We start from the raw sequence: 12752 nt of genomic DNA on the forward strand, positions 1-12752 counted from the left end.
GATGACGGATATGAGTCATGAAACAACGGATATCGAATATTTATTTCAAGATCCGAAGATTCATCTGGATGAGCGTGTACGGGATCTCGTGTCACGACTAACCTTGGAGGAAAAGATCGAATCCATGTTGCAATATCAGCCGGCCATTGACCGATTGGGAGTCGCAGCTTACAAGCACGGTACGGAAGCGGCACACGGGATAGCATGGTTGGGTGAGGCGACTTCATTTCCTCAGCCAGTAGGATTGGCATGTACTTGGGATACGGAATTAATGCGTCAAATCGGATCTGTTATCGCAGATGAGGCGCGTGTCTACTATCGTCGTGATCCCAAATTAAACGGTCTGACCCTGTGGGCACCTACGGTGGATATGGAGCGTGACCCAAGATGGGGACGCAATGAGGAAGCTTACGGCGAAGACCCATATTTGACGGGAGAACTGTCAAAGGAGTTAGTCAAGGGGATACAGGGCGATCATCCGGTATATTTGAAAGCGGTCGCTACTTTAAAACATTTTCTGGGTAACAATAATGAAGTGGATCGGGGAAGTGGCTCCTCCAGTATAGATCCACGAAACCTGCGAGAATATTACCTAAGAGCCTTTGAGAAGCCTTTTATGGAAGGCGGCGCCCAGTCGATGATGACTTCCTACAACCTGATTAATGGAACGCCTGCTACGTTATATCATGGGGTTAACGATATTGTCAGGGACGAATGGGGGATGGACGGCTTTGTCGTAAGTGATGCGGGTGATGTCATGGGGATTGTCAACGATCATCAGTATTACGATTCCCACACGCCAGGTGTGGCCGAATCTATTCGGGCGGGAATTGACAGCATTACAGATGATGCGGAGCTCTCCAAGCGGGCGATTCGAGAAGCTTTGGCACAAGGATCGCTGCAAGAAGAAGACTTGGATCGGGCATTGTTTCATACGTTCCGTGTCCGTTTTCGGTTGGGGGAATTTGATCCGGCTGCAGACAACCCCTATGCCTCGATCGGAGAGGAAGCTCTCATGACAGAGCAAGCCCGTGAATTGTCGTTGCGTGCGGCGAGGGAGCAGATCGTATTGCTTAAAAATGAGCATGAACTCTTGCCATTGGACCCTGCCCGGTGTGGCAAAGTAGCGGTCATTGGTACGCATGGCAATGAGGTGTACCGCGACTGGTATTCCGGTACGCTGCCCTACCGGGTTACACCGCTGGAGGCGATTCGTACCAAGCTGGAAGGTGAGGACGAGAAGGAACGCGTCGTGTACCGTGATGCCAAGGATCGCGTGACCTTGACGGCGGCGAATGACGGATTGAAGCTCGCAGTTGATTCTTCTGGTGAGATGCGCCTATCCCAGGATGGAGACCCAACGGTATTGACCATGACGGATTGGGGCTATGGCAGTGTGACGTTACATGATGAGCATCTGGGTACTTACGTGACGAGTGATGAAATAACGCTTCGTGTGACAGCTGATGAAGCGTATGGCTGGTATGTCAAAGAGGTCTTTGGGCTGACTCCTGTTGGACAAGGAGAGCATCTGTGGACGACATGGAATGGAAAACCAGTCATTGCCGGAACAGAGGGCTCATTAAAGGTAGTGGAGGCTGAAAAATCCGCACTTAACGCTGTAGAGTGTAACGCCTCGACAGCCTCGACAGTTTCAGGACAGAGCCATACAACATTCCAGGTAGAGACGGTGTCAGATGGTTTAGCGGAAGCGATAGCCGCTGCGCAAGCGGCAGATACAGCAATTGTATTTGTTGGAAATCACCCGCTCATCAATGGAAAGGAAGAGAATGATCGCCCAGGCTTGGAACTGGCAGCTTCCCAGCAACGGCTTATCGAGGAAGTGTATCGCGTCAATCCGAATACGATTGTGGTTCTGACGGGTAGCTATCCATTTGCCATCCCTTGGGTTCAGGAGCATATTCCAGCGATCGTATACACGTCTCATGCGGGACAAGAGCATGGTACGGCAATAGCGGATGTGTTATTTGGAGATTACGCGCCAGCGGGGCGTTTGAACATGACCTGGGTTCAGAGCGAGGATCAATTGGGCGACATCAAAGATTACGATATTATTCGCGGTGGTCGTACCTATCAATATTTTGAAGGTGTATCCTTGTATCCATTTGGCCATGGATTGACGTATTCGCCTTTTGAATATAGTGACCTGCGTACAGATGCCCTGAAGGATAGCGTAACATCTATTGCTGCACTGGATGCCATGGATACGCTCCAGGTGTGGGTAGAGGTGACGAATCGGGGCGTAGCTGCTGGTGAAGAGGTTGTGCAACTCTATGTACGGCCTGGTGCCTCACGAGTAAAGCGACCATTGAAGACATTGTGCGGTTTTCAACGTATTCGCTTAGAGGCAGGTGAGACGCGAACGGTTTCCTTTACGATTCGGATAAAGGATTGGGCGATCTGGGATGTTACGCGGGATTGCTATTGCGTTGAATCGGGTGAATATACACTGCTGGCTGGTGCTTCCTCAGCGGATATCCGATTGGAGCACCCTGTGTACGTTCGAGGCGAAGTCATTCCACCACGCCAAGCCGGACGAAGTATCCGCGCTGAAAACTTCGATGATTGCTCCGACATCGTACTAGATGAAAGCAAGGAGCAAAAGGAGGCCTGTGTACGTCCGCGCACACCTCAACGTTCTGGTTGGATTGCCTTTCATGGCGTAGACATGGATACGGTGAGTGTGACCGAGCTTCAGTGCCGCGTGTCGGGCAACAGCAGTGATGCCACAATTGAGCTGTGTTTGGATGCACCCGATAGTGAAGCCGTGGCACGTGTGAACGTGGGCAATACAGGAGGGGCGCAAGCATGGGTTACACTCTCCGAAGCGGTACATTCAGTCTCTGGCATACGTGATGTATATCTGTTGTTGAGCGGGGAAGTGCGGTTAGCTCATTTTATTTTGGGCGATCATGCTACAGAGGATTCCGGCTTTCAGGCTTGAACTTACTTCTGACATCACGTACAATGCATTCAACGAAGTTTCTACAGCTTAGGGGTGTCATCTCATTTGAATAGTGAAAAAAGACTACGCACCGCAACGCCCAGATGGCTTGGGGTGGCGGTAAAGGCGCTTGTCTATTTGGAAAAGCACGGAGAACTCTGTGCCAGCGGTTCTATTGCCCGTTCCATTGACTGCGAAGTCACTTTGGTGCGCAGGGTGCTGACGCGACTTGTACAGGCAGATTTGATTGCAGCACGCGAAGGTCGTGAGGGAGGCTATGTGCTTACCCGTTCGGCCGACCATATTACACTTGCCGATATATACCACGCCATTGAAATATGTGATCCAATTTTCCCGGGTATGATGCATGAACCGGAAACCAATCCTTTTTGTGAGGAGTTGGCGATAGCCGTATCCGAAATTTTAGCCGAGAGCGAACGACGTATGCTGGAAGTATGGGGGGCCCATACGCTGGCTTCGCTTGCCAAGCGTACATCACTCGTGGTGGGGAAATGCAATCATAATGAAGATTCAAAATGATAATAGCCGATACGACTCTCAAGAGAGGGTTGTATCGGCTATTTCTATGAAATGGTGATGCCTCAAATTATATTTCATATGAGCAAACCCGGTTACGTCCTGCATTTTTAGCTTCGTATAGAGCTTTATCTGCCTGCTCCAATAGGGCTGCCCCGGACATATCTTCCCCGGTACCTGGAAAGGTTGTCACGCCGATGGACACCGTGACTTTAAGAATAAGCCCGTCCGCTAAAACAAACTCATACTGATTTACTCCGCTAAGAATTTGATTAGCTATGCGAAGTGCTTGCCGAAAAGCGCAATTCGGCAAGAGTACGGTGAATTCTTCTCCCCCGCTGCGGGTGACTACATCATTAGGACGACATTTTTCCATTAAAATCTGTCCAAGCTGGCGCAGCACTGCATCTCCTGCGGCATGTCCGTAGGTATCGTTGACTTCCTTGAAGTGATCAATATCTAACACCAGTACGGATAAATGCTCATGACGTTGGCGAGCTTGAGGGAGCTTCTCTTCCAATGAGAACTCAAGCTGCCTTCTGTTGCTTAAATTAGTGAGATGGTCTGTGTAGGAGGTATGCTCCAGACGAAGTAACAGCTCATTGGATGTGTTGATAGATTCAGCAATGAGGTACAGAAGACATCCACCGACCATGGAAATGAAGAATTGGAGCGGATACACGTGCAGAACATCATCAAGATTTTTCAAATTAATCATAAGGGGACAGAATATAATGCCCAAAGCAAAAACGTTCATAATCATCAGCTTGGGTAAACGTGACCAGGACAGATGTGACAATAAAGCGCACCCCAGGCCAACGAGTATCATAAAAATAGCGCCTACGATGGCTTGAGCGTTAATACCAAACAGCAATAATCTACCTATACATATAAACAGAGTAGCCGTGAGCGCTGCTGGGCCGCCGATGTAAGTGGCGGTAGCTACGATGGCCAGATGACGAAGATCGGCAATCGTATTAAATCCTACTGGAATTGAATAGTACATCATGACAATGCCGTAGCACCCAAAAAGGGCGCCTCCAATCCAATGTATCTTACGCTTCAAGGTGTGCAGACGGATTTTATATCTTTGTGATATGAGGCCGGTTATGTACAAAAAGGTGACAAGGATACAGGTATTTACAAAAAACGTACTGAACAAGATGTTAACCCTCCCGAGAGGCATATTTCTTCATTTTATCAAAAAAACTGACATTAAGCTTGCAAATGAAGAATTTATTGAAATTTATTACGCGGGTACGCTTATAACGTTTCGTTCACGTATTTGGTGCATAACTGGGAATAGATTGAGCATACTCCAAAGATACAAGAATAAGGAAAAATGGGCGGTATCTATTGCTGCCTTACTGGAGATGAGGTTTGCTCATGATTCGCTATCCCTATCGCAAACATAATAAAAAGTCGGGTGCGGGTAAGAACAATGGAAATTCTCCGCGCTATTTAAAAATCGAAGCTTGTTTGGAAACCAACTTGCGGCAAATTAAGAAATTGACGTCAGATAGCCCAGACTTTCTGATGCGTCGCTTTAAATTGGGGCTGAGGGCGGAGGTTCCCGCCGCTATTGTGTTTCTAGATAGTATGGCTAAAACGGATACGGTGAATGAACTCATCATGAGATCCATGCTTAGCCGCCCATCTGCTGAAGTGGCTGCTGAGGCGGAGAATGCAGAAGCGCTGTACGTAAGAATACAGAGTCATGCGCTTGCACTGGGAGAAGTGAAGGACTGCGATGATTGGAGTTCCATGATGGAACAACTGTTAATGGGGGACACGATCATCTTATTGGAAGGCTGCGAAAAAGCGATTGCGTGCGGCACGCGTGGGGGAGAGACACGCGCAGTCAGCGAGCCAACAACACAGACAGTCGTCAGAGGACCGAAAGAGGGATTTGTAGAATCCCTATTCACGAATATTTCTCTGGTCCGGCGACGGATTAAAAGCTCCGATCTTACACTGGAGATGTTCCAAGTGGGAAGCACGTCTCTCACGAATGTGGCCATGCTGTACATGAAGAACATTGCAAATCCAGGCGTCGTAGATGAGGTTCGTAAACGGATAGAAAACATCAATATTGACGCTATATTTGAGTCCGGCATGGTTGAGGAGATGATACAAGAAAATCATTTCACACCATTCCCAACGATTTTTAACACGGAAAGACCCGACACCATCAGCAGCAATATTATGGAGGGCCGAGTGGCGCTCATCGTAGACGGGACTCCGTTTGTACTGGTGATGCCTACAGTATTTGCCCAATTTTTTCAGAGTTCTTCGGATTATGAAGAGCGTTACGATATGGCGACTGTTGTTCGGCTCATTAGATATATCAGCTTCATTATTCTTATTCTAGGGCCTTCTCTCTACATTGCCTTAACAACATACCATTATGAAATGATACCGACTCCACTACTGATCAGCATATTGGCTCAGCGGGAATCCGTTCCTTTTCCGGCATTTCTAGAGGCGTTTATTTTGGAGATTACCTTTGAGATTTTGCGTGAGGCGGGTATTCGAATGCCGCGTGCGGGTGGTCAAACGGTTTCCGTTATAGGAGCGCTTGTGTTGGGTCAAGCGGCCGTGGAAGCCGGAGTCGTCACCCCGCTGCTCACAATTGTAGTAGCCCTGACGGGAATAGCCAGTTTCGCAATCCCAGCCTATAACATGGCAGTGGCCGGGAGATTGTGCCGGTTTATTTTCATGATACTGTCAGCGTTTATGGGGCTATACGGCATTACATTGGGGTTGATTGCGCTGATTGCTCATATGAACAGTCTGAGTTCTTTCGGGGTGCCCTACATGGCGCCTTTCAGCCCTTTTGTGCTGGAGAGTCAAAAGGATGCCGTATTGCGACTCCCGTTCTGGATGATGAGGAAGCGTCCTAAAAGCATTACATCTAAGAACCAGAAAAGAATGAAGGATGGAAGCGGGATTTCCTCTTCTGATAAAACCACACCGATGCAGGAGGGGGGCAATCAGGGTGTATCAGCGGAAGAGGAATGAACAAAGTGCAGTAACTTTTAAGAGGAGAATAGGGGGGTTGTGTTTGGTTTTACTACTGTTCGCTCCCTTGTTATCCGGTTGCTGGGATTCTGTGGAGTTAAACCAGAGAGCAGTAGTAGCTGGGATAGGAATTGATTTGGTTGGGGAGTCGGATTATGAGGTTTCCCTACAGGTGATCGTAGCAGATGAAATCGCCGGAGCCAAAGCGAGAGGAGATACTCCAGTCGTTTTGTATCGGGAAAAGGGAAAAAATCTGTTTCAAGCGCTCCGCAGAGCCTCACAAAGGGTTCCGCGGATCATTTCTTTGGCGCATACCAAACTGATCGTTATTGGTGAAAAGCTGGCACGGGCTGGAATCGGCGATATGATGGATTCTCTGGAAAGGTCTACAGAAATCCGGCTGCCGGTGAAAATGCTGGTGGCACGCGGTAATACTGGGAAGGATGTACTGGCAATCATGACCGCAATCGGTCGTATTCCCGCCAATGATATTTCAGGAAAGCTGGAAACATCGGAGCGTTTGTATGCCGGGGATTACGCGGTGACTATCGACGATGTGATTCGCAGCATGTCTCATAAGGGTGGCGGTCCTGTGCTGACGGGCATAGGGGTCAATGGGAATTTAGAGCAGGCCTCAAGCAAGAACAATGTGGACAATATTTTACCGAAAGCTATTGTTCATATTAAGGGAATGGGGGTGTTCAAAAAGGATCGGCTTGTCCGCTGGTTGGATGATGATCAGGCCATTGGACTGTCTATGATCAACAACAAGGTGAAAGGTGCCCAAACAACACTGAGCTGCGGTAAGGATAGGGAAACCATTGGCATCGAAACCTTGTTCTCTTCAACCAATATACACACACGGATGGAGCAAGGGGAGCCTGTTTTTGTGATTAACCTAAAACAGACCGGGGCGGTACAGGAAGCCGAGTGCTCGATTAACTTACAAAGTCCGGAGGCGATGAAAAGACTGCAGGAGAAATGGACAGAGGAGACGAAAAAAGTGATCACTTCAACAGTCAGAGAGGTTCAGCGTACCCGTAGCGATGTAATAGGCTTTGGCCTTGCGCTGGAGAGGATCCATCCTAAACAATGGAAAAGACTCTCTTCCGAATGGAGCCGTAATTTTGCGGAAAGCACCGTCCGTATTCAAGTGACTTCTGTACTGAAACACACTCAGTCGCGGACTAACCCATACTCCAAGGGGGAATCAGACTAGTGAAAATAGAGCAAGGAGGGAAGGCCATGAAAAAAAAGACACGGATAGGTGCAAAAGAGATGATCTCTCTTATGGTGTTGTTTGAGATGGGCACATCCATGATGTCTATTCCCGGAAGGAATGCGGGCAAGGATGCGTGGATCGCCATCCTCATTTCCACGGTTTTGGGGGCAATGCTTTTTGTATGCTATGGCAGCCTTCACCGACGTTTTCCCGACTTGCTCATGACACAGTACTGCAGAGCCCTTTTGGGCAAGAAAGCAGGGAGTGCGCTTGCTTTTATATATATCGTGTTTTTTCTTTACGGCGGAGCACGGGATCTTCGGGACACGGGGATCCTGATTGCCGACCGGACACTTCAGCATACGCCGTTGACAGTCATTTGTGCCTTAATGATTGGACTTGTAATGTATGTGATGTATTTGGGAATCGAGGTTGCAGGCCGGACGGCCATCATCATGTTGATTTTGCTGCTACTGCTGGGCCTGGCTACGAATATATTAGTTTTGTTGGCAGGCATTGTAGATGTGGGCAATATACTGCCCATAGCCGAGCATGGCTGGCAGCCGATATGGCAAGTTGTTTATTCGCAAGCTGTGATGCTACCGTACGGCGAGATGGTTACGTTTGCGATGATTCTCCCCACATTAAAAAAAGGCTATCGTGCCAATGGGGTAGGGGTCTCTGCTATATTGCTGGGGGGGCTGCTCCTGTCTATGGTTACACTGTCCAATGTGCTTGCACTGGGAGAGGATGTGTTCAAACGGGCGACTTACCCGCTACTCTCGATGATCAGCAAGGTCGAAATATCTGATTTTATCGACAGAGTCGATGTCATCGGCGTTATGAGCGTTATTATCTTTGATTTTTTTAAAATTTTCATCTTCTATTATGCCGCGGTTAAAGCCGCAGAGGATGTATTGAGAGTGTCTTACCATAAACTGATCCTGCCATTTGGGATTATCATGTTAGTCTCTTGTGTATTGATGGCACTGAGCTATCAAGATCACCTTCAAACAGGCGAGTTAGTGCTGAAATGGCTGTTTCCGATATTTGCCGTGTTTTTTCCTATCTTGCTGCTAATCGTGTCGTGGCTGAGAAAGACCCGGAATAAAAAAGGAGAGGAAAATGTCTCATGAGTCATCGTCTTGCCGACAAAAAATACATCGGTACCGGTCAAATGCTCATTTTGATGTTCCATTTTATTCTGGGAGATGTGGTCATTATTAATATGGATAGTGAATATGAACGGAATACATGGATTGCCACTTTGAATTTGGACGACTGTCCCTTATCTATATTCATCCATTATTTGTTTGCGTTTTCCCTTGTTTATTCTTTCTGATGGCTCTGTTGCGGAGAATCAGAGGAAGAAGTAGGAACTTTGAGGAAACGTGACCATTGTGAGAACAGGAAGCGAAATGCGTTTCCTCTTGGCTTTTTGCCCACATTTATAAAGAACACTATAAGCATTCCTGCCAGGACGACATATTCTGATGGTCGCATAGTGAAAAAAGCCAATGAAATAGGCTCCCAAGGATGATGAACACCAGAAAGCCATTTTATCGATATACTTGTTCCGAGCATTAGCAGCATAAAGAGCGTGAATATCCACACTATCTTCATAAAATATCCCTCCGATTATAAATAAGCTAAGCATGTACTCCTGTATACATTGTGTTGCAAAGCCGTTCAATTTATCCGATACCATTGACTTGAAATAAATTAAGATTTATACTTATTCTAAATTGATCTTTAATATGATTGTAAGTTTGTAATTAATATAATCTGCGTTGGTTAAGGGAGATGCGGTATGAGAACTTTAAATTTAACTTCGCAGCGCCAAGCGGTATATGATGTGGTTCGTGAAGCTCACGATCATCCTACTGCGGCCGATGTTATGAATCGGTTGATGGAGCGCGGATATAATCTGGCCTATGGAACGGTATATAATTCACTGCGTTATTTGACGGATAAGGAATTAATCCGTGAATTGAAGCTGGGGGAAGCTGCGAGTCGCTATGACGGGCGGATGGACGATCATCAGCATATTATTTGTCAGGTATGCGGCCGAGTAGATGAAGTGATGAGTGAAGTCCCACATGATTGGATTGACACGGTTGCGCATGAAACGGGGTATAATATTGCCCATGCCCATGTCGTATTCGGAGGAGTGTGTAAGGAATGTCAAAGCAAGCGAATCAGATAACGAATCGTTTTAAAGTGGCTGACATGCCTAGACGGGTGAAGGGCAGTTGGACATCGATGTTAGCTGCTCCCTCTACACCTACGGTGCAGACCGTTCCTTCCAATGAGCCCTTGTATTGTCCAACTACACGTCGTATCATTCTGATCAGTTCGGTACCGGGTGTAGTTCACGGGTTGGTGCGTACGCTGTCAGATGCGTGTTTTGATGTGATGGTTTTCCATCGCTGGGAACCTGAAGTGCAGCGTCATCTGGGAAGCGATCTCTTGATTTACGATTTGACCGCTACCGAACCACAGAGTGAATTACTGGATATTCGCAATCGTCTTGAGGTAGAACACATGAAAGACACACCAGTTATGTACGTGGTTCAGGATCGGGTGTCTGTACATGCTCATGAGCTGCTTCCTTCAGAAGAGGTGCTGGTGTGGCCGCTGGCTTCCAATCATATGGTGCATGACATTGAACGGATGATTGTACGCCATCCTGCAACTTCCCGTCAGGCAGCGCAAGCCAGCCGTCGTACGGTGTTCAAGGACATCTGGATTGACCGAGATAAAATGCTGGTATATAAAGAAGAGAGTCAATTGAATCTGACTAAAACAGAATACGATTTGCTGCTGAAGCTGATTGATGCTCAAGGCAAAGTGATCTCCCGCGAGCAAATGATGCACGATATCTGGGAGACGGATTTTGTAGGCGGCAGCAACGTTGTAGATGTGCATGTCAAAAGTTTGCGCAAGAAGCTGGATGATCGGCCTGCAGAACCTGAATATATTGCAACCGTAAGAGGTGTAGGATACAGATTGGCAGATTGAACTGAAGGTTATGAATACCGATGAATTTCCGCCGGATGGAGACATTCGGCGGTTTGTATATGATTCCATGAAGAAACTGACATTAGGTGTGACGGTTGACTTTGTCAGGAGATATACACTACAATCGGTAGTGTGAGGTGCTTCTTATGAAACGACTGAATTTTAAAGCTGGCGAAACCGGGCTTAACCGATTTTTCGGACCTCTGGAAGCCAAAATTATGGATATTTTATGGTCCACTTCGGATCGGAGTATCAAAGAAGTGCAGACCGCGTTGGAGGGGGATCGGGACTTTAACTTCAATACGGTAATGACCGTGATGAACCGTTTAGTGGAAAAGGGAATACTGAGTAAGAGTATACGTGGGAGAACGTCTTTATATCGTCCAGTTTTAAGCAGGGAAGAATTCATGGATGAGCAATCCAAGGGACTGAGTCACGAATTGGTGGACGAGTTTGGTCCGCTTGCTGTCAATCATATGATTGATGCTCTGGAGGTGGCCGATCCGAAGTTGATCGAACGTCTGGAACAAAAAATTAAACAATGGAAAAAGGATATGTAGCGATGTGGAAAACACGTTCTAAATTACTGTTTACAGCAGGCGCCTTGATTTCGGGTTTCGCCCTTATACAGATGGGTATGTACGCCGGGCAGCATGTTTTCGGCTGGAAATTGAATTATAACGTGTTTCAAATTTGCAGAAGTTTGTTACAGCATTACGGAATCGGCTACATGGTGGATGCGCTCAGCGGGCTGGTTTTCGTTACCTTCGCTATCGCCGGAGGAGAAGCAGTCAGACAGTGTATGGCCACCAGGGCAGCTTTTCGCAGACTGCACCGAATGCGTGACCTGCCGCTGACCGAAGCACTGGGTGAGCGATATGGTGAACTCGGGACCGATCGGATATGGGTCATTGATTATGCCAAGCCAGCCGCCTTTACCATGGGATTATGGAAGCCACGCATTGTATTGTCCTCTGCACTATTGTCCGTACTGGACAAGCACGAGGAAGAGGCTGTCATATACCACGAAGCTTATCATATGAAACATTATGATCCGTTGAAGACCTGGTTGCTGCAAGTGTGTGCTAAACAGCTGTTTTACTTGCCGGTGCTGCGTCACATTACCCATCATTATAAGACGGCCCGTGAAATTTTGGCCGATAACGAAGCGATTCATCGAGCTGGTTCACCCGTTGGGATTGGGAGCGCATTGCTCAAGCTTCTGAGTATGACACCTGCCAATACTCGCCTGGTAAACTCCGCCGCTTGTTCCTCGTTTGCAGAAACGTCCATTAATTATCGTATCTCACGTATTTTAGACCCTCAGCAAGAACCTGTCATTCAAATGCCTTGGCGTTCGATTATGTTTTCCAGCTATGTGCTAGTGATGCTGACACTTATGTTCGCACTGGCGCTAATCTAGTTGGGCAAGATGTTTCTTACGGGTGGCGCTTTTCGCGCTCCCGATTCTCAATGTGCAATACACTACGCTATGTAGTTTGTTGCAGGATTTTTATACAATTTTAAAGGAGATGAGCAAATGAATCAAACGCTTATGAATATTGGATTATTGTTGGTACGGATTTTTACAGGGGTTATTTTTATCGTTCACGGTGCACAAAAGTTTCAGGGACTAGACGGAACCTCCGGCTTCTTCCAAAGTATCGGACTCCCTGGCTGGATGGCTCCTGTGGTCGCTACGGTTGAACTGGTTGGGGGTATTGCACTGGTTCTGGGAATCGGAACACGACTGGCTGGAGCGGCATTGACCATCGTTATGATCGGTGTATTGCTCACTGCTAAAAAAGGACAGCCTTTTGGCTCGATTGAATTTGATCTGCTGATTCTGTTCACCAGCCTTCAGCAAGCGCTTGTCGGTGGACGCTTTCTGGCAGTGGATCAGTTATTTGGCCGTAAAAAGGTTGAAAACAGTAACGTACAGGTCTAAATATTCATATAACCGCGCCCTTAGTCTTATAGGGCGCG

The 12752-nt window shown here is 47.4% G+C and carries 13 protein-coding genes; 11 read left to right on the top strand and 2 right to left on the bottom strand.

Annotated elements, in window-relative coordinates; genetic code table 11:
- The first annotated feature begins 10 nt into the window (after nucleotides 1–10).
- Together G9G53_RS05590 and G9G53_RS05595 are read left to right on the top strand one after the other, a co-directional pair.
- Complete coding sequence (locus G9G53_RS05590; RefSeq protein WP_165145992.1) at nucleotides 11–2965, top strand: glycoside hydrolase family 3 protein; 2955 nt, start codon at nucleotides 11–13, stop codon at nucleotides 2963–2965.
- 66 nt (nucleotides 2966–3031) lie between these two features.
- A complete protein-coding gene (locus G9G53_RS05595) occupies nucleotides 3032–3505 on the top strand; it encodes an Rrf2 family transcriptional regulator (protein WP_029518611.1) in 474 nt (157 codons plus the stop codon).
- A gap of 67 nt (nucleotides 3506–3572) precedes the next feature.
- Here G9G53_RS05595 and G9G53_RS05600 read toward each other — a convergent pair whose 3' ends face one another.
- Nucleotides 3573–4664: a GGDEF domain-containing protein gene (locus G9G53_RS05600; protein ID WP_165145995.1), complete on the bottom strand. Its 1092-nt coding sequence runs from the start codon at nucleotides 4662–4664 to the stop codon at nucleotides 3573–3575.
- Nucleotides 4665–4888: 224 nt separating this feature from the next.
- Between G9G53_RS05600 and G9G53_RS05605 the strand changes: the two genes are divergently transcribed.
- From G9G53_RS05605 to G9G53_RS05620, 4 genes are read left to right on the top strand one after another with little or no spacing between them, the layout of a single operon-like run.
- The gene (locus G9G53_RS05605) at nucleotides 4889–6523 is read left to right on the top strand and encodes a spore germination protein (protein ID WP_165145998.1); all 1635 of its coding nucleotides are present in this window, start codon (nucleotides 4889–4891) and stop codon (nucleotides 6521–6523) included.
- A 43-nt stretch (nucleotides 6524–6566) separates the two neighbouring features.
- Entirely contained in the window at nucleotides 6567–7742 is a 1176-nt protein-coding gene (locus tag G9G53_RS05610; RefSeq protein ID WP_165146001.1) for a Ger(x)C family spore germination protein, read from the top strand.
- A gap of 26 nt (nucleotides 7743–7768) precedes the next feature.
- The gene (locus tag G9G53_RS05615; RefSeq protein ID WP_165146004.1) at nucleotides 7769–8881 is read left to right on the top strand and encodes a GerAB/ArcD/ProY family transporter; all 1113 of its coding nucleotides are present in this window, start codon (nucleotides 7769–7771) and stop codon (nucleotides 8879–8881) included.
- Nucleotides 8878–9087 (top strand): hypothetical protein, encoded by a 210-nt coding sequence (locus G9G53_RS05620; protein ID WP_165145422.1) that lies wholly within the window; start codon nucleotides 8878–8880, stop codon nucleotides 9085–9087. Before G9G53_RS05615 ends, G9G53_RS05620 begins: the two co-directional genes overlap by 4 nt.
- Here the strand turns inward: G9G53_RS05620 and G9G53_RS05625 are convergent.
- Nucleotides 9075–9368 carry a hypothetical protein gene (locus G9G53_RS05625; RefSeq protein WP_049817035.1) on the bottom strand — a complete coding sequence of 98 codons (294 nt, stop codon included), beginning with the start codon at nucleotides 9366–9368 and terminating at the stop codon, nucleotides 9075–9077. The genes G9G53_RS05620 and G9G53_RS05625 overlap by 13 nt on opposite strands.
- Nucleotides 9369–9555: 187 nt before the next feature.
- Here G9G53_RS05625 and G9G53_RS05630 point away from each other — a divergent pair, with 187 nt between their 5' ends.
- From G9G53_RS05630 to G9G53_RS05650, 5 genes are all read left to right on the top strand, one after another.
- Nucleotides 9556–9951, top strand: a complete 396-nt coding sequence (locus G9G53_RS05630; RefSeq protein ID WP_023990809.1) for a Fur family transcriptional regulator — start codon at nucleotides 9556–9558, stop codon at nucleotides 9949–9951.
- Nucleotides 9927–10766, top strand: coding sequence for a response regulator transcription factor (locus G9G53_RS05635; RefSeq protein ID WP_025720336.1), 840 nt, complete (start codon nucleotides 9927–9929; stop codon nucleotides 10764–10766). The genes G9G53_RS05630 and G9G53_RS05635 overlap by 25 nt, the downstream gene beginning before the upstream one ends.
- A 146-nt stretch (nucleotides 10767–10912) precedes the next feature.
- Nucleotides 10913–11326: a BlaI/MecI/CopY family transcriptional regulator gene (locus tag G9G53_RS05640; RefSeq protein WP_013312429.1), complete on the top strand. Its 414-nt coding sequence runs from the start codon at nucleotides 10913–10915 to the stop codon at nucleotides 11324–11326.
- 2 nt (nucleotides 11327–11328) lie between these two features.
- Nucleotides 11329–12189, top strand: a complete 861-nt coding sequence (locus G9G53_RS05645) for a M56 family metallopeptidase (RefSeq protein WP_029518605.1) — start codon at nucleotides 11329–11331, stop codon at nucleotides 12187–12189.
- A 117-nt stretch (nucleotides 12190–12306) separates the two neighbouring features.
- Nucleotides 12307–12714 carry a DoxX family protein gene (locus G9G53_RS05650; protein WP_069012095.1) on the top strand — a complete coding sequence of 136 codons (408 nt, stop codon included), beginning with the start codon at nucleotides 12307–12309 and terminating at the stop codon, nucleotides 12712–12714.
- The last annotated feature ends 38 nt before the right edge of the window (nucleotides 12715–12752 follow it).

This window comes from Paenibacillus sp. EKM206P, assembly GCF_011066155.1.
GTDB lineage: Bacteria > Bacillota > Bacilli > Paenibacillales > Paenibacillaceae > Paenibacillus > Paenibacillus polymyxa_D.